Consider the following 22,441-nt stretch of genomic DNA (forward strand, 5'->3'; position numbering starts at 1 on the left):
ATTATATCACTTTCCAGCAGATTTGTCAAGCACTTTTTTCATTTTATTCTGAAAAATTTTTCCTCGACCGCTTTCGCTCTCTGTCGGACAGTAAATATATTATACCTCTTTTTGATTGCGGTGTCAAGCAGAAGATTTTCAACTATGCAAAGTTATAAATGTTGAAAGCTCACAGTCGGCAGAAAAATGACAAAAAAATAAAACGCAGCCCGAAAGCTGCGTTATTATCATTATACTATTGATTTAAGATCAATGCTCTGAACCGCATTTGACCTTACAGACGATCTTACCGCATCCGGCAAATCATCCATCATACGAGGATATGTACCCTTGTATCTACCCTTTGCAAGATCAGAATAAACTACAGACTGAACATTGTAGTTATTAACATATATCTTATAAACACCTTCGCCGTTATTATTGATATTATTTATACCGTTGGCAAATGATATATTGCTCTTGGAATCAGAACCGATATCATTTCCGTCCTTATCTACCTCGGCGCCATTCTTGCCGTCCCAATAGAAATAAAAATCACCATCGCCTATATACAGAGCGTTTTGGGCATTAGCCCTTTTTACGCTGTCAGCTGCGGGATCATTTGCGACATTGAGATCAGGTCTCTCCTTCATATTAACTCTCGTGACTTCGGTCTGCGCTGCATTGAATATAACCTTAGCCTTTGCATTAGCAGTCCTCTCACGCGATCTTCTAACAAAATAGCTCCATGAAGGTATTATAATAGCGATCAGGATCCCCATGATGGCAAGAACCATTACAAGCTCTATCAATGTGAAACCCTTTCTCGTCTTTTTCGTTTTCATAGAAATGCACCTCCCAATACAATTCTTCATATACATTATATCAAAAAGTTCACATTTTGTCAATAATGAAAACCGTAGTGAGGCAACAATTTTTACGCCTGTTTATTGTGCATTTAGCCGATATTCTGCGCCTCATTATCCTTATAAAAAATGCTCCCTCCGATTGGAAGGAGCATTTCTTAATTTCATTTCAAGTGACTAATCGTTACCGATTATGAAGCAAGCTTCTCAGCCTCTGTAAGAGCATCGCCCATCTTGTTGCTGTATGTCTTGTAGTTGTCAACTGTAACTACGCCTGAAGGAGCTGTACCTGTGTATGTCTTGTCGAGCTGAACTGCACATGCTACGCAAGCGCCGCCTTCGCACTTAGCTGTGAAAGCGATCTTCTTAGCCTTCTCCATGTAGTTCTTAAGTTTCTTCTCGCAGTCAACGCCTGAAGGAGCACCTGTGAATGTGATAGCTGTACTTGACTTGTTGTCAGCCTTGGAAACAGCTGTGATATCGCCTGAAGACTGTGTCTGCTCGTCAACTTCGATCAGAGTTGTGTTGATAGCCTTCTGGAGTGTGCTTGCTGTTGAGTTAGCAGAAGAAACCTTGGACTTCTTAACATAACCAAGCATTGAAGGAACGAGGATTGCTGCGAGAACACCGATGATAGCGATAACAACGATGAGCTCAATAAGTGTAAAGCCTTTCTTTGTAGTTTTCATAAGAAAACCCTCCTTAATAAATATAGATTTGTGAAAGCTCTTTGCTTCCACTCGTTTTTTGGGTTCGGGGATTTTTTATCTCCCTTTCCCTTCCCTGTGATTATAGTATACCACCTTATTCATATAATGTCAACACTTTTTGAAAAAAAAATCCATATATCAAGGCACTTTTTACATTAGTACGGTGAATAGGCCTATATTTTTTAGGGTTTCCGTCGAATTGCACAAGAATCTATGAATAAAGTAATTGTTTTATCTTGTTTTTGTTATATTCACAGCTGTATATACTTTTTGTATAGGGGTATTTTTCATATTTTATGGCTCTTTTTTCATTTTTTCATCTGGTTTTTTCAGAAAAAAACAAGCTCATTTTTCAAAAAAAATGCTCCTCCGGCACTTTTTACTTATATTATAATAGTACAGAAAGGAAAACCGTCGGACATATTTTACGTCCGACGGTAGTATAAGCGTTAAGGTTTTTATCAGCCCTGCATTCCGCCTTGCATCTGAGGCTGCATTCCGCCTCTCATTCCGCCGCCGCCGAGCTGCGACAGGAAACGATAGAACTCCTGCTTGTCGAGACACTTCTCCAGAGCGTCCACCTCGTTGATAACGTTCTTGGATACCAGTCTTGCAAGCTCCATATCCAGAGACATCATGCCCTGCTGCTTACCGGTCTGAATAGCAGACTGTACCAGATGTATCTTGTTATCACGGATCATAGCCGAGATAGCGTCAGTTACGTTGAGTATCTCCATTACGGCGATACGTCCTGTACCGTCTCTCTTGGGGATAAGGGTCTGTGAGATAACGGCTACAAGGTTATTAGCCAGCTGTGTTCTGATCTGCTGCTGCTGATGCTCGGGGTAAACGTCGATGATACGGTTGATGGTATCAGCGGCAGATGTTGTATGAAGTGTTGACATAACGAGATGTCCTGTTTCGGCAGCGGTTACGGCAGCCTGGATAGTCTCGAAGTCACGCATTTCTCCTACGAGGATAACATCGGGGTCCTCACGGAGGGCAGCTCTCAGAGCGAGGGCGAAGTTATCAACGTCGTCGCCGATCTCTCTCTGGTTTACCATACATCTCTTGTGCTCGTGAACATACTCGATAGGATCCTCAACTGTGATAACGTGAGCGCTTCTGTTAAGGTTAACGAAGTCGATCATAGCAGCGAGAGTGGTAGACTTACCCGAACCGGTAGGGCCTGTTACGAGAACAAGTCCACGGGGACGCATAGCGAAGTCTGCAAGTATCGGAGGAAGTCCCAGATCCTCAAGAGTAGGGATATCGTTTCTCAGAAGACGGATAGCGATAGCGGGCTTGCCCTTCTGGAAGTATACATTTACACGGTGACGGTAGCCGCTTCTTGTTGTGAACGAGAAGTCGGTATCGTGGTGATTGTTTACGCTGGTCTGCTGAGCGTCGTTTGTCATCTGATGAACGATATTGAGTATTTCCTCCTCGTCCATTTCGGGGTACTGTGAACGCATGGTTCTGAGAGTACCGTTAAGACGTACAACAGGAGCGATCCTGTCTGTGAAATGAAGGTCAGAACAGCCGAGGAGTCTTACCTCGTCAAGTATTCTATGAATTTCGATTGCCATATTAATTATCCTCCCTATATTAGGTGCAAAGCCATTATACTGTATATGTAGCTCTTACAAGCTCGTCGATTGATGTTTCGCCAGCCTGTACAAGCTCGGCAGCGTTGTCACGGAGAAGCTTGGTTCCCTGTTCCTTGGCAGCCTTTTCGATCTCTTCCTTAGTACCGCCGCCTGCGATGATGGAGGAAACCTTTGTTGTACAGTGAATGATCTCATGGATAGCGGTTCTTCCTCTGTAGCCTGTGTTGTTGCAGGCAGGGCAGCCGCCGGCCTCAAATATCTGTATGGAGTGATCTATACCCATAAGGTCATTTTCTTCGGGAGTTGTCATTCTCGGCTTCTTACAATCGGGGCAGAGAACCTTAACGAGTCGCTGTGCGATAACGCCGATAAGCGAAGTAGCAACCATGTAAGGAGCAACGCCCATATCTACCAGACGGACAACCGTGGAAGCAGCGTCGTTGGTATGGAGTGTGGAGAGAACCAAGTGACCTGTGATAGCGGCACGGATACCGATATCTGCTGTCTCGGTATCACGCATCTCACCGATCATTACTACGTCAGGGTCCTGACGGAGGATAGAACGGAGGGCTGCGGCGAATGTCATGCCGGCCTTCATATTAACCTGACACTGGTTGATTCCGTCGATAGCCTTTTCGACAGGGTCCTCAACTGTTACGACGTTTACGTTAGGCTTGGCGATCTCACCGAGAGCGGCGTAAAGCGTGGTAGTTTTACCTGAACCGGTAGGTCCTGTAACGAGGATAACGCCGTGAGGAACTCTCAGCATGGACTCGAACAGTGTATAGTTATAATCGGACATACCCAGATCCGTTATCTTACGGAGGGCGATCTGTCCTGTTGAAAGAATTCGGATAACGATCTTTTCACCGTGTACCATAGGAAGTGAGGATACACGGACGTCAAGAGTTGTTCCGTCAACGACCTGTGTGAAACGGCCGTCCTGCGGGATTCTCTTCTCAGCGATGTTCATGCCGCTGATGAGCTTGAAACGTGTGGTCAGCGCACTGTGTACTGCACTGGAGATATTCATGAGCTCTACCAGGTCGCCGTTTACACGGATACGGATCCTTGTATACTTGTCGAAGGGCTCGATATGGATATCGGTAGCGTCTGCTCTGTATGAGTTTTCAACGATAGTGGTAGCCAGCTTAACGATAGGAGCGCTTTCAACTCTGTCCTTGGACTCAAGATCAGCCTCGCTCATTTCACCAAGGTCGCCGCCCATTGCGCTAACGCCTTCGAGAACGCTGTCAACGTTCTGCATTGAGTAGCACTTGCCTATAGCCTTGTTGATAGCTGAAGTTGTTGCAAGCACGGGAACCGTGTCCATACCTGTTGATACCTTGATATCCTCGAGAACTATGAAGTTTACAGGATCGTTGGTAGCAACTGTAAGACGCTTGCCCTGTACATTGATAGCGATAACTGTATGCTTTCTTGCCAGAGCCTCGGGAACCATCTGTACAGCGTCTGTATTGATCTCTACGTTATCGAGGTCAACGTACTGAACTCTCAGGTTTCCGGCCAGTGCCTTTGCGAAGTTAACTTCAGACATGAAGCCAAGCTCAACAACAACGTCGCCGAACTTCTTTGAGCCGTTTGACGCTTTCTGAGCGTCAAGAACCTGCTGAAGCTGTTCGCTTGTGATCAGCCCTTGATTGACTAAGTAGTCACCAATTCTCTCGTTTCTCATAAAAAACCTCCGCTTATTTTCTGAACACATTCTGCATCCGTCGTACAGACCTGTATTCTAAAATTTTACTTGAATTTTCCATAATTTATGTTATAATAATATTATGTACACTAATAATATGAAGGAGGGGTAAAATCATGTTCGGATTTGAAGATATGCTCCATAGTGAATTTACCGAGCTGCCATTCAAGATCATGTTTTACGTCATTATTTTCCTGTTCGGCATTTGTATAGGAAGCTTTCTGAATGTTGTCATCTACAGGCTTCCCGCAGGCGAGTCGGTACTCGGCATCGGGGGGACCAAGGAAGACAAGGAAAAAGCTTCACACTGCATGACCTGCGGTGCCAAGATCAGACCCATTGATCTGATACCTGTTTTCAGCTGGCTCATGCTGAGAGGAAAATGTCACAACTGCGGTCAGAGGATCTCACCGCGCTATCCCATAGTGGAAGCCCTCAACGGACTTCTCTACGTTCTGACGTTTTTTGTTCTGGACATTAATGTTAAATCCATAATAACCTGCGTTGTTATGTCCCTGCTGATAGTTATCGGCTTCATTGACTGGGACACCAAGGACATATACATAAGTATGCTTGTTATCATACTTGTTCTTGCGATCCCGCTGCATCTTCTGTACTCCCGTGAGAATCAGGACGTGACACTGAAGAGCCGCATAATCGGCGCCTTTGTTATCAGCGTTCCCTTCTTTATCATTGGCGAGGTCAGCAGACCGATCATCAGAAAGAAGTTCGGTGAGGACTTCAGAGCCATTGAGCTGGGAGACAGCATGATGATGTTTGCCGCAGGAGCGTTCCTCGGAACACAAGCTGTTATCGTTTCAACATTTGTGGGTATAATGTTTGCCGCCATCGGCGGACTTATAGTAAAGGCGGTAACAAAGGATTCAAAATTTGCCTTTGGTCCCTTCCTTGCAATCGGTATTGCTGTGGGTGCCCTGTGGGGACCTCAGCTGGCTCAGTGGTATCTGAGCATACCCGAAAGGCTGAGCGGCACATGATGTATCCGCAAAAAGAAAATAATAAGTACAGGCAGCAGCATTGAAACTGCTGCCTGTTTTTTTACTTATCAGCTATTGATTATCTCGTCTGTGTAGCAGAAGATAAAGTAGATATCGTTATTGAAGTCAACCGTCTTGTTTGCTCTTGAATCATCGTAAGCATTTCCGACAAGAGAACCGCCCTCGGGCTGATACTCTACAACGCCTGTTGCGGGATCCTTGTATGTTCTTGAGATTCCGTAAGCAGTTGCTGTATGATTGCTTCTGTAAGTGATATTTGTCAGAGGAAGGTTAACGACCTGAAGAGCCACAGGATCTCTGTATGCTCTGTAACCGTTTGCGCCCTTTCCTGCACCTGCTGCAACGTCTATAGCACCGCCTGTCTTCTTGTCAAGAACGATGCTCATTGCGAGAGTTGTTGTGCTTATACCTACATTTTCATCGGATACATCCTTGTCAAGAGCTCTGTATACTTCTCCGCTGTCTCCGGTGGCAGGTGTAGGAACCAGTTCGAGGTTCGCTGCGCCGAGGGAGTAGCTGAAGTTGTAAGCAGAATCCTTTGCCGTAAAGAATGCGGGATTGAGCATCTGCTCCTCAGTTGCCTTTGTTGATGTGGGTATAGCCTTATCACTCTGGAAATCGAACACACGCTCTGTAACAGCTCCCTGAGGGAATGTTCCGTCGGCATTGTTTACCATTCTGAGAACGTGGATCTTTCCCTTGAGGGGAACCACGTCTTTTCCGTTGTAACCTACTGTATTGTCAAAGTGAGACTTGCGGAAGTCCTCCACCATTACAGCCAGGTCGACCTCATCGAATTTACCGTCGCTGTTTGCGTCCATATTATCTGATGTTGCAACAACGATATCCTCTGAGTATTCAAGTCTGCCCTGAAGGTATACCTGAATATTGTTTGCATATGCATAGGTCTTTTCAGAGAGCGAGGTGTTCTTGAACATTACCGATACGGGCTTTGTTATTGCCATAACACCTAACAGCAGTATGGAGAATATCGCCATAACTACTATGAGCTCTACCAGGGTGAAACCCTTTTTAGTTTTCGTATTCATATCTGTACCTCCTATCACGGACCACCGCCGGGTGTGGGTGAGAGCGGAGTCGGAGGTGCAGCAGGCTGGATATCGAGGAACTCAAGGTTGAGTCCGCCGTTTACGCCTTCCTGATATGCCTTTTTCTCCTCAGCTGTCATACCGTCGGTAACAAGATCCTCTGTGGCATACTTGTCTGCCTTCATCTCGACCTTGTCGCCCTTCTTGAATTCAGCTTCCTTTGCGACCATTTTTCCTGTTGTAGCATCCTTCTCCTGGTAATAATACTTACCATCGATCTCGTCCTGCACAACAACTATATCCAGCTCAGTGCTGGGAAGATTGATGTCATTTCCCGAGCCGTCAACGCCTATCTTCTTAACGTGGTTCGCCGCATAGGGCGACTCAACAACGATCTTGTTCTTGAGTCTGTTGGTCGCCTTTGTAGTACTATCGATATGTGTACCGATAAGGATAAGGAGACCGCCCATAAGTGCGAATATGAATATTGAGATTATCATCTCAACAAGAGTCATGCCCTTCAGCTTCTTTTTGCTTTTTTTCATAAGAACATTCCTCCTTTATACTCCCATGAAGTACTTGATGTCGTACCAGCCGAATGTAGTCTTTATTGACGTTCCTGCGCCGCCTACGCCGCTGCCGCCGGAGTTCAGCACGCTGAAGCTGTTCTGAGCGTCTGTTACCTTGCTTACAAGGGCACTTCCCACGAGAACAGGCTTCTGATTAGGCCATGACTTGCCGTACTCATCGATATATGTTACAGTATAGGGACCTGCAACCTTATTGCTTATTGTCAGTGTAGGAGCCTTGAATGTACCTGTTACACAGCAGGGATCAACCATATCAAGTGATGCACCCTCTGTTGCAAAGAATTCCATGCCCCAGTCATCGTCATAACGTACTGTACAACCGTTTACGAAATTAGAATTTCTGATAGCTGCGTTATTATCGAGCTTGACCTTTCCGTCGATGAGGAAGTTTACCTTACCGCCGTTGGGATGAACGACTATCTCCTTGCCATACAGCTTTACGTTCTTCAGAACTATCCATATCTCGCTTGAAGCCTTGACATTTATAGTCTCTGGAACGCTGAATTCATTTGAAGGATCGTCAGGATCGCATATGATACAGGATTTGTCAATGTATCCGCCCGATGAAACAGCCTTATTGAGCGATCCGCCGTCGAATGCGTTGGGAAGTCCGCCCGAAGGAACATATTTGTCGGGAACTTCTGTGAAGTATACACTTTCATCATATTCGCCGTCGTCGTTGAAGTTAAGATCCTTTCTTACTTCCGCAAGAGTCTTGACGATCTTTGTATCGGAAAGAGCAGGAGTAAATGTACCTGAAGCATTCTTTTCGCCCCAGACTTTTTCTCTGGTCATGTTTGTAGGATAAGCTGAACCGTTTGCTGCCTTGAAAGTATCATAGGATACATATTTTTCATTTGTACCGTTCTTGTTAATTTCGTTCTTACCATATACCTTGGGAGGATTCTCTCCGTCCTTGGTGTAGTAATCGCCCCTGGCGTCCGTTTCGTCAACCAGATCGTAATCGTCACCATTCTGCTTGTAGTATGTGCTGTCACTGTCTGATGTTCTAACGATCTTGTGACCGTTTACATCCTCCTGAGGCTGACCGTTACCGTCAAGCTCGTAGAAGATGCTGCCGTCGGGATTCTTCATGAACTTTGTCTGAGGCTTGTAAACGATAGTTTCCATATCGTCATAGCCAAGACCGTTATCATAGTATGTAGCATAGTAGGGCTTTTCGGGATACCAGTTTTCTGTGCCCTTCTGTACATATATAGACTTGTGACCCCATTCAAGATCCTCTTCTGTGCCGTCAGGATACTTTAATACCTGATGATAGGGGGCGTGATCCATCTTCTTATCTTCCCATACCTCAATATCGGGAACCTCTGTGTTGTCATAGACCTCATTGGGAATCTCGATATAACCCGGATATAATGCATCCTGGTGGAATGTGTAGCCTGATACATCATTTGAACCGTCGCCTGTATGGCTGTTGTTATATATAGTACCCTTTACAACTTTTTTACCATCCTTACCGTCGAAAGTAAGAGTTTTTCCAACTACCAGATCACCATTGATCGTAACACCATTACCTTTGATCGTGCAATTACCCTCAACTCTTACATCGCCATCTATAGTGGCACCTTCAAGAATGAGATCGCCCATGCAGTAAATATTACCGCCTACTGACTGGAACTGAGTATCTGTTCTCTGAACAACAGACTGCGTCCACTTATAAAGTCTATTACCACTCTTTCCAGGAGCGCCAAAATGATTAACGCCCTTAGGAGCTGTTACATCCTGCGCTTTAGCACTGTCGGGACGCTCGCCATTAGGTTTAAGCTTATCGTCTTTTCCCATATAAGGAACCGTATATTCTGTTCCGTCAACCTTATCCATAAGGTAAAGATCACCGTTGATCTCTATGGGACCTATAGGATTGAGAGTACCTATAAATACATTATAAGGTGAATGATTGCCTTCTACCAGTTTGAGAGTTGAAGACTGATTATTTGTGAGCATACCATTTATAAACAGATAGGGAACTTCCTTCTGAGTATAGTTTGCAGGCATCTCATACTGGAGATTTATAAAGGTGTCGTTTTCCATCATAAGGCTTCCGTCGATAACTACCTGTGAATAGGGCTTTGCAGCATTTTCCTCGTCATCAGGCTTGAGAACGTTGATGCTAAAGCCTGAAGTTCCGCCGCAGAGATTTGAATTCACATAGATAAGTGTAGCTTCAACAATTGACTTATTGTGGAAATGATAGCATTCAGCTACTGAATCACCGATACCAACACCGAGACCGCCTGTTACCAGGGCGCCGTTTGCGAAAGTGTTACCGCCGACCTCCTGGAGACCGTTGATTCCGCCGGGCTTGTTCTTGCTCTGAGTGGAGGGTGTTTTCTGGATGTAAGCAGATACTGTCTCGTACTCCTTACCTACCTTACAGGTAGCGGAGATCTTGACTGTCTCTACCTTGCACCATTCGTTCTTTCCGTCACCGTTACTGTCATAGAAGCCATATGCCTCAGAATCTTCAACCGGTGTGATCTCGATACGATCAGGTATCCAGTTTCCTGAAGCGTCAAGATAGCCTATCTGACCAAGTGACTTGTCGGGGATCACAACCTGAGGTGTGATCGACTTTTTTGTCGAGCCTGAACCCAGCGCCTGTACAGCTGCTGCGATTCCGTCGTCGCGCTTCATCGCCTGAGCGAATGACTCGATTGCTGCTCTTGCTGTGTAATTAGCCTGTGATGTTGAATACGACCTGTGTGCTCTGTTGCCTGCGGCAGACGCAAGCGCCAGAGTACCGGTCAGAAAGATTATCAGCAGGGCCATTACGCAGACAACAGTAAACAGTACCGAGCCGCGCAGTGTTTTCTTCTTCTCTGTTTTCATTTTCCTAACCGCCTTTCAAGTTATATTTGTCTCATAACCGTAGCGCGTAACATAGGGTATTCAGTATACGTCCTTCACGAGGATCAGTCTACGTTGGGCTCCTCCATGCTGTATACTGAATAAAGTGTGATAACAATATTTGCTGTTGAAGCATTTGCTATCTCTTTGCCGTCGCCGCCTGCAACCTTAACGACCTCATCTTCCTTACCATCGGGAAGTGAAACGTGGGCTGCGTCAGCCTCGTCCTTACCAAAGCTGTAATCCGAGATATCAACAGAAACAACGTTTTCAGCCTTTTCGAAATTCTTGAGCTTCTCAAGATAATCGAAGATGTTCTTTCTTGTGCCGTAAACCTGTACGCCGTATTCTGTCTGTACGATGGATTCCTTAGCTCTCTGTGAAAGTGAAAGGCCTTCAGCATACTGGCTCTCGTAATTCTTCCTGAGGTCACCGTTGATGTCGGCAGCGTTACGCATATCTGCCAGATCATCCTTTACCTCACTATAGTAATAATCTATAGGAGAAAGTGCGGAATCCTCAAGAGTTACGCTCAGGAGCTTTACCTTTGCTTCGTCAGCAAAGCTCTGCATATACTGGTCGATGTAGGTGGTATCTGTTACTCTGTCAAGAGGAACAAATATCTTTGTTTCTTCGTTTGTCTTCTTATGTATTTCCTTGATCTCTGTCTGAAGTCCGGGGATCTCTGCGATCTGGTCATCAATCTCCTTCTTCTGAGCCTCTACCTTTTCCAGAGACTCCTTGTGTGCCTCAATGTCCTGCCATGTAGGTCTGCAAAAAGCGAATATTCCCACAAGCAGAATTGTTACTGCAAGAAGGATCGCAGCAATTATCTTATCTCTGTAAGTAAGTTTCATCGTTATTCAGCCTCCTCATTAGTCCTTTTTCTCTTCAGGGTGATAAGCGCTCTGGTTGGGTGAAAGGTCAACCTCAACATTGAACTCGATCACTTCCTTGCTTTCCTTGGTCTCGTCATTGGTTTCTGTATTAATGTTATAACCGCTGTAGCGAGCGCCCTTGAACTTATCGCTCTTGAGAAGGTTCTGTGTAAACTCTGAAGGGAACTTCTGTGAGAATTCCTTTTCAACTGCGTCGCAGCGTACAGAAAAGGCCATCACACCGTCGGTATATTTGGGAGCCAGGATCCTGTATTCCTTGATCTCCTTCTTCTCGCAGGTCTCCTTGAGGATCTTCTCGACCTCATCATACTCGCCGCCTGTAATGTTAGGCTGTGAAAGATAAGCGTCCTTTGCGTTGTTGATCTTGGTGTAGTAAGCATTTACAACATCCTTCAGCTTGAGAAGTCTCTCGTGGTGAGCAAGCTTCTCCTTTGTGGAAGCGCTGTTTATATAGTTCTCGCATTCTGTGATATCGTTCTTGATACCTTTATCCCAGAACTTCAGAACTCCGAATGCACCGCCTGCAAGGAGAAGAGCTCCTGCAACGCAGGCTATAAGGATAACATTACCCGAGCTTTCGTTCTTTACCTTGTTCTTTATAACAGCTCCGAGGTCAGCCTCAAGGAGGTTGATCTTCTCCACGTCTCGGCTTCTCTTGAACATAGCGCCGATAGCGTTTGCGTAGAGTGAGAACTCGAGATTTTCGTGGCCGTGGATCTGCGGAGGAACATTGATGAGGCTGGTCTTGAGGTCCAGCTTTTCAAGCTCGTCTGTAAGTCTTACATACTCGTGAGTGTCGCCGTAGAAGATGACGTTCTCGATGGACTCGCCTGTATTACGGCTTCTGTGGAACTGGAGCATACGGAAGATATTCTCGTTTACCGCCTCGAATACATAGTCGTCGGAGTAACCGTAGTCAGCGGCGTCGATGGAAGCGAAACGCGAGAATGAAAGCTGACCGTGCTCATAAAGGTTGAGTGAGATGAAGTTGTTGTCGATCTGAACAGCAAGCAGAGGCATCTTTGATCTGATCTTTGTATCAGCAAGAAGAACCTTTGTGATACAGTTGCATCCGATCATTACCGATCTCAGAGAGATGGTGGAGAGAAGTCTGAACACCTCTCTGTAGCTGTTTACGATCTCATAGGGACAAGCTGTAGCAAGTATCTTGTACGAAGGCTCGCTTGCCTCGCTGTTGTCTGCATCGCCTACGATGATGTAGGATACGCTGTAGGAGTCGTCCAGATTGAGCTCAGCCTGCATCTGCATCTTAACCGCCTTCTGGAGATCCTGTGTTCTGCCCTTGGGAACTATCATTTCCTTGAAGATAGTCAGGTTGGAGGAGATCGAAACGATCGCTTCCTTATCGGGCATCCTGTGCATTTTAAGAACGTTGTTTATAAGAGTAGCAACTGCGGGAACATCCTTAACGTGTCCGTTTACGATGTAGCCCTCCTCTACGTTTACGGTAGCAGCGGAGCTGATCTTGATCTTTCCGGCGTTCTCAACACCTTTAACAACTCGTATATTTCTATCAGTGATATCAAATGAAAGCATTTATCTTTCCACCTTTCCTTATTCTTCGAGGCCTTCGAGCGAACCGTAGAGTGCGGGGTAAACACCACATACTACAAGGCCTATGATAATACCCATGAATATGAGGAGAACCGGCTGTACGATACCAACGAGTCGCTGTACCGCTGCGTCTGATTCTTCTTCATAATAATCAGATGTTTTTTCGAGGATCGAGTCAAGAGCACCCGACTCTTCGCCGACGTAGATTACCGAGCAGAACATAGGCTCGAAGATCTCTGTTCTTGTTATTGCCGAAGAAAGGGTCTCGCCCTGTTTTACTTCGTCGATAACGTCCTCGAATTTTTCATCGATGTATGAGTTTCCAAGGATGGCGGAAGATCTTTCGAGGCACTCTACCATGGGGATACCGCTGGAGTAGAGTGATGAAAGGGTTCTTGCGAATCTTCCGGTGTAGATCTTGGTAACGAGAGGACCGAATCCGGGTCCCTTGATTATCATTCTGTGGACCTTTTTCCTGAAGCTGGGCACCGTCATACCGTACTTGAAGCCTGCTACGAGACCCACGATTATGATAAGGAGGAGCCACCACTTTGTTCTCAGGAAGTCACTGATAGCCGCCATCATCTTCGTGAGGAGCGGCATCTTGCTCTTATCCTCGAACATATCGATAAATGTAGGCATGATAAACGTAAAGAGGAAGATTACAACAACGATACAAAGAACCAGCAGGATGATCGGGTAGATCATAGCGCTTCTGATCGAGTTCTTCAGCTTATTCTCCTTAGCGTAGTGATCTGCCATTCTTGTCATGATGATATCCAGCGAACCGCTGCTCTCGCCGGCTCCGACCATTGAGATCAGGAAGTCGGGGAAAGAATCCGAATGCATTTCGAGAGTTGACGAGAAGGATTCACCCTTCTGAACATTTTCATAAATGTCCTGCCAAATTGCTCTCGCCTTTTCGTTTTCCTGCTCCTTTGTGAGGATATCGATGGCTTTTACAAGTGTCAGACCCGAAGTAAGCATAGCGCTGAGCTGTCTGCAGCAGAAGCTGAGATCCTTCGTGTTGAACTTGTACATTGATTTTGCGTCACCTGAATCGCCTTCCCTATAATCCTTGACATACAAGCCCTTTTCCTGAGCTCTCTGCCTGAATTCCTGCTCATTTTCCGCATTCATGACACCCTTGATCTGTTTACCTCTTGCGTCCTGAGCAATATAGGAATAACTCTTCATGAAACCACCTCCATAATTAATTACTTGTGATGAACGTTTCACACTGCCTTAATAATAACAATTATAACATCTTAAGAGTTACTTTTCAATCGCTTTTTTGACATAAATAATCTGCCGTTTTTTATCAATATTTACCAAGAAATATACGAGCGGTAATATTGACTTTTTTAAACGGCCTATTTTCTACAAAATAAAACGTTTGAAGGCAGCACAACATGAGGTATTAGCACACCGATACCAAACATTGTTAAACTTCCACAATAATTATAACACACTCGCTTTTAAATTGCAACATAAAAGCCCTATTTTTCATCTTTTTTTTACAGAATTGTAAACTGCGGCAATTTGCTTAACTGCAATTTAGTTATTTTGCCCGTTATCCCATTAAAAGAACGGCCTTATGCACCCTTACGGCTTATGAAACTTGTGGACAAGTTTATATTTTTTACTAACAATGCCCCGATATCAGCGTCCTGCCTCCGTATACTATTATAATATATATATTTCTTTAATGTGATTTATGATACAGCTCTACATCTCCTGTATCACACGCCAGAGCTCCTCGGCTGTATCGTTCCCCACTCCTGCGGTCACAGCAAGCTCCCCGGGAGTTGCCCTGCGCAGGTTTGCTATTGTCTTATACTTCATGAACAGCTTCGCAGCCTTCTTCTCTCCTATCCCCCGGACGGAAAGAAGCTCGGAGCTGTATGTCTTTTTCTTGTGCTTTGAGTGCATGAAGCTTACGGAATATCTGTGTACCTCGTCCTGTATCCTCGTAACCAGGTCGAATACCTGCCTCAGCTCGTTGATCTGTATCTCCCTGCCCCCTGTGGCTATGGCACGGGTGCGGTGCTTGTCGTCCTTGACCATGCCGAACAGCGGGATATCCAGCCCCAGCTCTCTCAGCAGAGGCGCTACTGCGTTCACATGGCCCTTTCCTCCGTCAAGGAGTATCAGGTCAGGAGTCCTTGTGAAATACTCGTCCCCCTCCCCTGTGACTATGTGCATCAGTCGCCTTTTCAGCACCTCGCGCATACTTCCGTAGTCGTTCTGGAGCTCCTGCTCCTTGACGGTGAAGCGCTTGTAGGCCTTTTTCAGCGGCCTGCCGTCCTCGAACACCACCATTCCAGCCACCATGGACTCCGACGACAGGTTGGATATGTCATAGGCCTCGATATAGCGCGGCGGTCTGGACAGTCCCAAACTGCGTCCAAGCTGCTCCAGAGCTATAACCTCCCTGCCCGTGCGGTCGTTCTTTATGGCGATATACTCGGCGCTGTTGTTCTTCGCAAGTCTCAGCAGCTCCATCTGCTGACCCTTCTGAGGAACGTGGAGCTTCACCTTATGTTGCGCCTGCTCCTCCATCATTTCCGTGAGGATATCGCTTTCGGCAGGCATATGGTCGATTATGACAGTCTTTGGTATATCGGGCTTTTTGTAGTAGAACTGGGTCATGAAGCAGCTGAGCATATCCTCCTCGCCGTCGGGAAGGGGAAACTCGAACACCGCCTTGTCAAAGAGCCTTTTCTCGCGGTACATAAGCACTGAGATACACAGTCCGCCGCTGTATTCCGCTATGCCGACAACGTCTGCGGAATCCACTCCGCTGTTTATCATCTTCTGCTTCTCGGAGGCCTTCTTTACGGCGTTTATCCTGTCGCGGAGCATGGCCGCCTTCTCGAAATCCAGCTCCTCGGCCGCCTGAAGCATCTCCGCTTCCATACGCTCAACGGAGCGTGCGCTGCCGCTCTTTATGAAGTCCACAGCCTGCTCCACTATGCCTCTGTATTCCTCAGCGTCTATTCTTCCGCGGCAGACACCCATGCACTGCTTTATGTGATAGTTGAGGCAGGGGCGTCCCTTGCCGATATCCTGAGGGAACTTCCTGTGACAGGTGGGCAGCATGAACACGCGGTTGGCCTCGTCAACGGCCTCTCTGGTGATAAAGCTGCTGGTATAGGGGCCCAGATAGCGGCCGCTCTGTTTGGTATTCTTCTCGTGGGTGATGCGGGGGTACTCCTCGTCGGAAATGCGGATATAGTAATAGCCCTTGTCGTCCTTCAGCAGGATATTGTACTTGGGCTTGTGCTGCTTGATAAGGCTGCATTCCAACAGCAGAGCCTCGAACTCGCTGTCCGTGACTATGAAATCATAGTCGTACACATTGGACACCATCGCAGCCACCTTGGGCGTGTGGTCGGGATTCTCGCGGAAATAGCTGCTTACGCGGTTGTGCAGGTTCTTGGCCTTGCCGATGTATATTATGGAGCTGTCCTTCCTCCGCATGATGTATACTCCCGGGGAGGCGGTCAGCTTTGCGGTCTTTTCACGCAGATACGGTAATCTCGGGTTCATATTCACCTCTCGTGCCATATTCGGCATCTCTTTTTCTCTACAGACTGATAAAGGCGCCCGAAGGCGCCTCCACGGCTCGACGCCGTTATTTCCTGTTTTTTCTCACCTGCCTGCGGATATATGCGAATACTGCGTCCTCGCCCTTGTCGCGGAGCATGGTCAGCAGGAATTCCAGCTTTGCGGCGGTGGTCTTTTCGATTATACGCTTGTGTTTTGCGCGGAGAAAGTAGTCCAGAGGCATATTGTCCCTGTAGTTCTCCTTGTTGTATATCTTGGAGGCTGCCACGCGGTCGCAGAACATCTCGAATATGAAGATATCAGGCATTTTCACGGGCTCCAGCCTCTTTGTCACGGGATCGTAGTCCGTCCAGTATTCAAAGTGGTGACGATTGCGCCCCTTATGGTGCATCCACGCACGGGAATAGCCCGATACCTCGCGTTCACGCTCGTTGGGGCTCCTGTTGCCCTGATAGTAGAGCACTCCCGGTATGAACTCCGTGGGAGAATACTTGGACAGGTCATGGACAAGTCCCCTCCATGGGATACCTGCCTTTATACAATGCCTGAGCACCTGATGTCTGTGCTGACGCACAGTTCTGAAATGTCCCAGAAAATTCTCAATAAGCATTGGGACGTCCCTCTCCGTAGCATCCGTTTATATCAAGGACGCTCTCTTTCTCGATAAGCTTTCCGCTGATTATTCGTCTGCCCTCCATATAGGTAGGATCCGCCAGCTTTTTCGCCATTATGCCCACGGAGACCTCCGCCATCTTGTTGAGGTCCACCTCCACGGTGGTTATGGTGGGGATACATATGCTGGACACCGTGTAATTGTCGTAGCCCACAACGCTGATATCCTCGGGAACTCTTACTCCCTTGGACTTCAGGGCGGATATTACCCTGAAGGCAGTCTCGTCGCAGTTGCAGACGAAGGCGGTAGGCATATTATCGGGGAAGAATATCTTGTCGTAGAGTATGCCCTTCTCGTCTCTGTCGCCGATTATCCATTCAATGTGGAACTCCAGCTCGTTCTCCATGATGCACTTAACATAGCCCAGATAGCGGTCGTTGATACTGCTGGTGGCGTTGAGAGTGCCGAAGAAGCCGATCCTGCGGTGTCCCTTGGATACCAGATGATCGGTGAGCATATATCCTCCGTTGAAGCTGTCGGAGATAACGGAGTCTATCTTGTATCTGTTATCGTAGAAATCCACGAACATCAGCGGCATTGTCAGCTTGCTGAGGCAGTCTATGTAGCTTCTGTGTATCTGTCCGATAACGATCATGCCGTCGATCTTGTTCTCTGTGACCATATTTGGCAGTACGCCGTTCTTTTCGCTTTCCGCTGTTACGCACTCGTACACCGTACACATATTCAACTGTGAGAGCTGATTGGATATGCCTGCGGTGAGTTCCCAGTAGAATGTGCCCCTTGCGCCCACGAAGCGCTCGGAGGTGAGTATACCCACGTTCTTGCTTATTTTCGGTATGGCGAGACGCTTCTTCTCGCTCTTTGTATTTGAAGGCTTATAGCCCATTTTCTCTGCTGTTTCACAGATCTTCTTCCTCATGGTCTCGCTGACGCCGTCGCGTCCCGCAAGAGCATTGGAAACAGTAACTACGCTCACGCCAAGCTTCGTGGCGATGTCGAGCATTTTTACACCGTTTTTCATATGCCACCCCTACATTTACTCCGTGTACGTCGGAGCTTATTTTTATCGCCTTATTAGCAAAAAGACAAATTAAATTAACATAAACTATTATACCATGCTTTAAGTATTAAATAAAGCTTTTCCGCAAAATTTGTCAGAAGTGCCAATTTCACGCTTCTCAAATTGTTGATAATACAAAAAGCGGAGAGCTGTCCTCCGCCTTTTCATTGCTTTTCTTCACTTTTGTCTCCGTATTCGGGAAAACATGGGTAAAGCTCCTCGCAGGAGCTCCTGTCCGCGGCGGCATAGGGAATGAGTCCCGTCATATCTCCCCATGAGGCTGAGGGACAGATGTACTCCGCCTCATCCTCGGGCCGTGGAACGGGTATCTCATGCTTTTTTCTGCTCATGATATCATCTCCCGCAGCTATTATCTGCTTAAAAGAAGATAATATTCATGGCAGCAAAAAAGCCATAGTACCTCCACTTAAACGGGACATACTATGGCTTATGAGCGTTATTCCTCGGGCTTGTCGTTCACTGTCTGAGTGATATCCGGCCTGCCCTCCCCGGCAACGGGCTCCTGCTTGGGTACCAGCTGCTCTGCTTTGGGATCGTATTGGAGTATGATCTTCTTTATCTCCTCGTCGCGGGTGAGATTATATGTCATCTTCAGCGCCATGAGAGCATTGGGGATATCCTTCTCCATGAGGTAGTTTGCGGAGAGCTGTGCAGCTACGGAAACTACGTCCTCATTGGGGCCGAACTCTATATCGTACTTCTTCATGACCTCGATTATCTCATCGCGGCTTGGCTGCTTTATGGGACTTCCCTTGCGCTCGGCAATATCCCTGAGCTCATAGGGTATGGCAGGATGAGGTGCAAAGATCACGCTTGCGGTAAGGAATGCAACCGCGTCGTCGTACTCGCCCATATCCGTCAGCGAATATCCCACATTCGCGTAGCATCTTGCGATAGCCACAGGTGAGGAAGCCACCTTCAGGGTCTCCTTGGTGGTCTCAATGAGCATCCTCTTGTTCTTCAGGAGCTTATAGACCTCGGCAAGCTCGAATCTCGGGCCGCAGTCAAGGGGATTGTACTCCATAGCCTTTTCCAGAACGGGGATAGCGTCAAGGGGCGATCCCGTCTCCACCAGTATATAGGCGTAGGTGGTTATCATCGTGCCGAAATCAAAGGGTGTACGGTTGAGCACCTTGTCGGTCTTGTATCTGAGCTGGTAGAGATTGTCCTCGAAGGGGTTCCTCAGAGAGACGAACTTTGCCTTCTCGCCCTCGCTGTAATCAAGCAAGATCTTCTTGTAAAGGCGCTCTGAAAGGTCCTTTGCCGCGTTGATCTTCTTCTCGTTTATCAGCTTGACTATCTCTTCCTGTACTTCATCGAGCCGCTTGCCGTCCAGGTGGGTAAGCCTCTCGACCTCGTCCTTCTGGGACTGGGGCATGATCTCAACTATCAGCTGTGTTGCAGCTGCAACGCCCTCTGCGTTCTTCTCCTTTGCAAATCGCTCTGCTTCCTTGCGAAGGAAGTCGTTGTTCTCGTCGAGGGAGTCGGTGAGCTTTGCTCTCAGCTCCTCAAGGATCTTGTTTTCTGCCATTATTTCTCCTCATTTCATTTGTGAATGATAGGATCAGAAGCCTCTCTTGTTCATTTCCTTTCTGAACTTGGCCTCTATCTTATCCTGCTTTTTCTTAGCCTTGAGCTCGGACTTTGTCATGTAGCGGACGTCCTTCTCCATAGGCTGCTGGGGTCTCGGTGCAGATGCGCCTCTGTACGCATTTCTTGCGGGAGCCTTGTACTCCTCGAATACGGGCACTGCCTGCTGAGCCTGTACTGCCTGCTTCCTCTTTGCGGAATCGTCGCCCATTGTTGAGAGAACGTCCTCTACAGAGGTAAGGATGGGGCTGTTTGCCTTGAGTCCCTGTGTCTCGATAAGGTTCTTGTCAGCATACTCCTTGGATACGGAGATAGCGTTGATGAAGGCCTGTGAAGTCTGCTTGCTGTGAGGATTTACAGCGATCTGGGAGATGTTTGCCTTCGGAACGCCCTGCTGCTGAGCAGGTCTCTTGGGAACGGGAGACTTTACAGCTGCAGGCTGTACGGGAGCAGCAGCTGCTCTCTGAGCCTGTGCTGCTGTCTGCTGTGCGGGAGCTGCTGCCTGAGGTCTGGGTGCTGCGGCCTGCTGAGGCTGCGCAGCTGCCTGGGGCTTGGGAGCCGCTGCCTGCTGCTGGGGCTTTGCAGCCTGTAACGGAACGTATACGGGCTGGCCCTTCTGATCGTAGCCTGCAAGCTTCATCTGAACGTACTTGTAAACAGGCTGGTTATTTGAATCGTAGCCTGCGAGCTGGGGCACCTTGATGATCTGGGGCTGCTGAGGTGCTGCCTGCTTGGGCTGCTCTGTATTCTCTGTATTAGCTTCTGCACTTCTTCCGGGTGCAACATAATTATAATCGCTCATATCTGAATCAAACTCCTCTTCCGCCATTAAAGGCTCATTAAATATGGGTTCCGCAATATCATCCGGCAAGGGCGCCGCGATGTTTTCAACTGTAGGTATCCCGCCGAGAACGGGTGCTGTGATATCCTCAACTGTAGGTATCTCGTCGAGAACGGGTGCTGCGATATCCTCAACTGCGGGTATCTCATCGAGAACGGGTGCTGTGATATCCTCAACTGTGGGTATCCCGTCGAGAACGGGTGCCGCAATATCCTCGACTGTGGGTATCTCGTCGAGAACGGGTGCTGCGATATCCTCAACTGTGGGTATCTCGTCGAGAACGGGTGCCGCGATATCCTCGACTGTGGGTATCTCGTCGAGAACAGGTGCCGCTATATCCTCAACTGTGGGTATCTCGTCGAGAACAGGTGCCGCGATATCCTGTATAGCAGGTATATCCAGTTCGTCCATTTCCTTGGGCATATTCTCGTCATACTGAGGATAAACGGGAGCAGGCTCTGCAATAACGGGCTCCTCAACAGGCTGTACCACTCCGTCGGGGCTGAACAGCTGATTTGCAACGAAATCCCATTCGCTTCCCTGCATGATCTCCTGTCCTTCATCTGCTGTCAATACAACGCCGTCATATACAGGATCTCCCACCTGAAGCTCGCTGCCGTCGGCATCGATCATCTGCTGATCGCCGCCGTATACGGGAGGCTGGCCGTAGACCGGCTGGCCGTATACAGGCTCGCCGTAAACGGGCTCCTGTGCGGGGGCGTTGTTGATGGAGAACATCTGCATGATGTCCTCTTCCGTCTGGGGCTGTACCGCAGGCTCCGGAACAGGCTCCTGCTCCTGAGGCGTCGGTATAGCGAACTGTGCAAGAAAATCATCCTCGGGTCTTGCTGCTGCCGCAGGAGCGGCTTCCGCCTCCTCCGCAGGCTTCTGGATAGCGAACTGCGCGAGGAAATCGTCCTCTGCTGCCGGAGCAGTCTCCGTCTCCTCGGTTGGCTTCGGTATAGCGAACTGCGCAAGACTGTCGTCTATTGCTACTCCCGTACCGGGAATAGTATTCTTCGGAGGCTCGGGCGCCTGAGAAGGCTGATATCCGTAGGCTGACTGCTCATTGGCCTGAGCAGAGGCCTCGGCGTTCCTTCTTGCTTCCTCAGCGGCCTTTCTTGCTTCCTCGGCCGCCTTTCTCCTTGCCTCTTCTTCTTTTCTCTTTGCATCGGGATCTCTTGTGATCTTTGCAGTGGTATTTCCGAGAGGAACTATTCCTTCGTCTCCCATACCCATCTTTTCACGCTTTTTCTCTTCCTTGAGAAGCAGCGCCATTTCCTTCTTGTCTGCCTTAATCATCTTTTTAGCCAGACTTGCCTTGCACTTCTCACAGGTGATCTCCTTCAGATCCTTCATCATCGAGGTCCTGTGATAGCGAGTTACATTTTCGGGCCTGAGAAGGTTTATTCCGCAGCCTGTCTTTTTTTCATTCTCGGTGCCGTGAACCACCTTGTCATACGAAGACGTTACCAGTGTTATATCCATAGTCCTCTCCCCACTGCGGTACAGCCGCAGTCTCCGCTTTACGGCAGCGGAACGCCGATTTCCCAAAATCGCAAGGATCTGCTTCCGAATATCATCGGACACGGTAAAGAGGAGCCGTGTCCCAAAGCTCCTGATGCGAATGTCTATACAAGTATATTATACATGATACTTCAAAAAAAATCAACACTTTCTTAAAAAATGAACGCAAAAATTATACCCCTTTTAAAATTTTCGGTGAAAATAACAAATCGTTATTGCTTTTTTTGTCAAATTCTACTTACATTGTTTAAGTTAAATTATGTCAAATGAGAACAGGCGGCAGGGCCAATAAACCTCCTTTTCCGCCGCCCTA

The 22,441-nt window shown here is 47.5% G+C and carries 17 protein-coding genes; 1 reads left to right on the plus strand and 16 read right to left on the minus strand.

Annotation, left to right across the window (positions count from 1 at the left end):
- Positions 1-230: 230 nt before the first annotated feature.
- The 4 genes from Q0Y65_RS12740 to Q0Y65_RS12755 form a co-directional block, all read right to left on the minus strand.
- Positions 231-824: a type II secretion system protein gene (locus Q0Y65_RS12740; RefSeq protein WP_297960424.1), complete on the minus strand. Its 594-nt coding sequence runs from the start codon at positions 822-824 to the stop codon at positions 231-233.
- Between the two features lie 212 nt (positions 825-1,036).
- Complete coding sequence (locus Q0Y65_RS12745; protein ID WP_297960427.1) at positions 1,037-1,534, minus strand: prepilin-type N-terminal cleavage/methylation domain-containing protein; 498 nt, start codon at positions 1,532-1,534, stop codon at positions 1,037-1,039.
- Positions 1,535-2,016: 482 nt separating this feature from the next.
- A complete protein-coding gene (locus tag Q0Y65_RS12750; RefSeq protein WP_297960430.1) occupies positions 2,017-3,144 on the minus strand; it encodes a type IV pilus twitching motility protein PilT in 1,128 nt (375 codons plus the stop codon).
- A gap of 34 nt (positions 3,145-3,178) precedes the next feature.
- The gene (locus tag Q0Y65_RS12755; RefSeq protein ID WP_297960433.1) at positions 3,179-4,861 is read right to left on the minus strand and encodes a GspE/PulE family protein; all 1,683 of its coding nucleotides are present in this window, start codon (positions 4,859-4,861) and stop codon (positions 3,179-3,181) included.
- Positions 4,862-4,998: 137 nt separating this feature from the next.
- On the opposite strand from Q0Y65_RS12755, the gene Q0Y65_RS12760 reads away from it, so the two are divergent.
- The gene (locus Q0Y65_RS12760; protein ID WP_297960436.1) at positions 4,999-5,880 is read left to right on the plus strand and encodes an A24 family peptidase; all 882 of its coding nucleotides are present in this window, start codon (positions 4,999-5,001) and stop codon (positions 5,878-5,880) included.
- Positions 5,881-5,948: 68 nt separating this feature from the next.
- On the opposite strand, the gene Q0Y65_RS12765 is transcribed toward Q0Y65_RS12760, so the two are convergent.
- The 12 genes from Q0Y65_RS12765 to Q0Y65_RS12820 all read right to left on the minus strand — a co-directional run bounded on the left by Q0Y65_RS12765 (position 5,949) and on the right by Q0Y65_RS12820 (position 22,089).
- Positions 5,949-6,950, minus strand: a complete 1,002-nt coding sequence (locus Q0Y65_RS12765; protein WP_297960438.1) for a type II secretion system protein — start codon at positions 6,948-6,950, stop codon at positions 5,949-5,951.
- Positions 6,951-6,964: 14 nt separating this feature from the next.
- The gene (locus Q0Y65_RS12770) at positions 6,965-7,495 is read right to left on the minus strand and encodes a type II secretion system protein J (RefSeq protein WP_297960440.1); all 531 of its coding nucleotides are present in this window, start codon (positions 7,493-7,495) and stop codon (positions 6,965-6,967) included.
- Positions 7,496-7,510: 15 nt separating this feature from the next.
- The gene (locus Q0Y65_RS12775; protein ID WP_297960443.1) at positions 7,511-10,393 is read right to left on the minus strand and encodes a polymer-forming cytoskeletal protein; all 2,883 of its coding nucleotides are present in this window, start codon (positions 10,391-10,393) and stop codon (positions 7,511-7,513) included.
- An 83-nt stretch (positions 10,394-10,476) separates the two neighbouring features.
- Positions 10,477-11,268, minus strand: coding sequence for a hypothetical protein (locus Q0Y65_RS12780; RefSeq protein WP_297960446.1), 792 nt, complete (start codon positions 11,266-11,268; stop codon positions 10,477-10,479).
- Positions 11,269-11,286: 18 nt separating this feature from the next.
- Positions 11,287-12,867 carry a pilus assembly protein PilM gene (pilM, locus tag Q0Y65_RS12785; protein ID WP_297960450.1) on the minus strand — a complete coding sequence of 527 codons (1,581 nt, stop codon included), beginning with the start codon at positions 12,865-12,867 and terminating at the stop codon, positions 11,287-11,289.
- Positions 12,868-12,885: 18 nt separating this feature from the next.
- Complete coding sequence (locus tag Q0Y65_RS12790) at positions 12,886-14,082, minus strand: type II secretion system F family protein (RefSeq protein WP_297960454.1); 1,197 nt, start codon at positions 14,080-14,082, stop codon at positions 12,886-12,888.
- 531 nt (positions 14,083-14,613) lie between these two features.
- Positions 14,614-16,455, minus strand: coding sequence for an excinuclease ABC subunit UvrC (gene uvrC / locus Q0Y65_RS12795; RefSeq protein ID WP_363293562.1), 1,842 nt, complete (start codon positions 16,453-16,455; stop codon positions 14,614-14,616).
- A gap of 67 nt (positions 16,456-16,522) precedes the next feature.
- Complete coding sequence (locus Q0Y65_RS12800; RefSeq protein ID WP_297960457.1) at positions 16,523-17,065, minus strand: DUF5662 family protein; 543 nt, start codon at positions 17,063-17,065, stop codon at positions 16,523-16,525.
- A complete protein-coding gene (locus tag Q0Y65_RS12805) occupies positions 17,055-18,110 on the minus strand; it encodes a LacI family DNA-binding transcriptional regulator (protein ID WP_297960460.1) in 1,056 nt (351 codons plus the stop codon). Before Q0Y65_RS12805 ends, Q0Y65_RS12800 begins: the two co-directional genes overlap by 11 nt.
- Before the next feature lie 203 nt (positions 18,111-18,313).
- Entirely contained in the window at positions 18,314-18,499 is a 186-nt protein-coding gene (locus tag Q0Y65_RS12810; RefSeq protein ID WP_297960463.1) for a hypothetical protein, read from the minus strand.
- Positions 18,500-18,606: 107 nt separating this feature from the next.
- A complete protein-coding gene (locus tag Q0Y65_RS12815) occupies positions 18,607-19,701 on the minus strand; it encodes a tetratricopeptide repeat protein (RefSeq protein WP_297960466.1) in 1,095 nt (364 codons plus the stop codon).
- A gap of 33 nt (positions 19,702-19,734) precedes the next feature.
- Positions 19,735-22,089: a hypothetical protein gene (locus tag Q0Y65_RS12820; RefSeq protein WP_297960469.1), complete on the minus strand. Its 2,355-nt coding sequence runs from the start codon at positions 22,087-22,089 to the stop codon at positions 19,735-19,737.
- Positions 22,090-22,441: the final 352 nt, after the last annotated feature.

The organism is uncultured Ruminococcus sp., assembly GCF_947301925.1.
Lineage (GTDB): Bacteria > Bacillota > Clostridia > Oscillospirales > Ruminococcaceae > Ruminococcus.

Excerpts from the sequence above, each read along its gene's own strand:
- Q0Y65_RS12740 (WP_297960424.1), bottom strand. The coding sequence starts at position 824 with ATGAAAACGAAAAAGACGAGAAAGGGTTTCACATTGATAGAGCTTGTA.
- Q0Y65_RS12745 (WP_297960427.1), bottom strand. The coding sequence starts at position 1,534 with ATGAAAACTACAAAGAAAGGCTTTACACTTATTGAGCTCATCGTTGTT.
- Q0Y65_RS12750 (WP_297960430.1), bottom strand. The coding sequence starts at position 3,144 with ATGGCAATCGAAATTCATAGAATACTTGACGAGGTAAGACTCCTCGGC.
- Q0Y65_RS12755 (WP_297960433.1), bottom strand. The coding sequence starts at position 4,861 with ATGAGAAACGAGAGAATTGGTGACTACTTAGTCAATCAAGGGCTGATC.
- Q0Y65_RS12760 (WP_297960436.1), top strand. The coding sequence starts at position 4,999 with ATGTTCGGATTTGAAGATATGCTCCATAGTGAATTTACCGAGCTGCCA.
- Q0Y65_RS12765 (WP_297960438.1), bottom strand. The coding sequence starts at position 6,950 with ATGAATACGAAAACTAAAAAGGGTTTCACCCTGGTAGAGCTCATAGTA.
- Q0Y65_RS12770 (WP_297960440.1), bottom strand. The coding sequence starts at position 7,495 with ATGAAAAAAAGCAAAAAGAAGCTGAAGGGCATGACTCTTGTTGAGATG.
- Q0Y65_RS12775 (WP_297960443.1), bottom strand. The coding sequence starts at position 10,393 with ATGAAAACAGAGAAGAAGAAAACACTGCGCGGCTCGGTACTGTTTACT.
- Q0Y65_RS12780 (WP_297960446.1), bottom strand. The coding sequence starts at position 11,268 with ATGAAACTTACTTACAGAGATAAGATAATTGCTGCGATCCTTCTTGCA.
- pilM (WP_297960450.1), bottom strand. The coding sequence starts at position 12,867 with ATGCTTTCATTTGATATCACTGATAGAAATATACGAGTTGTTAAAGGT.
- Q0Y65_RS12790 (WP_297960454.1), bottom strand. The coding sequence starts at position 14,082 with ATGAAGAGTTATTCCTATATTGCTCAGGACGCAAGAGGTAAACAGATC.
- uvrC (WP_363293562.1), bottom strand. The coding sequence starts at position 16,455 with ATGGCACGAGAGGTGAATATGAACCCGAGATTACCGTATCTGCGTGAA.
- Q0Y65_RS12800 (WP_297960457.1), bottom strand. The coding sequence starts at position 17,065 with ATGCTTATTGAGAATTTTCTGGGACATTTCAGAACTGTGCGTCAGCAC.
- Q0Y65_RS12805 (WP_297960460.1), bottom strand. The coding sequence starts at position 18,110 with ATGAAAAACGGTGTAAAAATGCTCGACATCGCCACGAAGCTTGGCGTG.
- Q0Y65_RS12810 (WP_297960463.1), bottom strand. The coding sequence starts at position 18,499 with ATGAGCAGAAAAAAGCATGAGATACCCGTTCCACGGCCCGAGGATGAG.
- Q0Y65_RS12815 (WP_297960466.1), bottom strand. The coding sequence starts at position 19,701 with ATGGCAGAAAACAAGATCCTTGAGGAGCTGAGAGCAAAGCTCACCGAC.
- Q0Y65_RS12820 (WP_297960469.1), bottom strand. The coding sequence starts at position 22,089 with ATGGATATAACACTGGTAACGTCTTCGTATGACAAGGTGGTTCACGGC.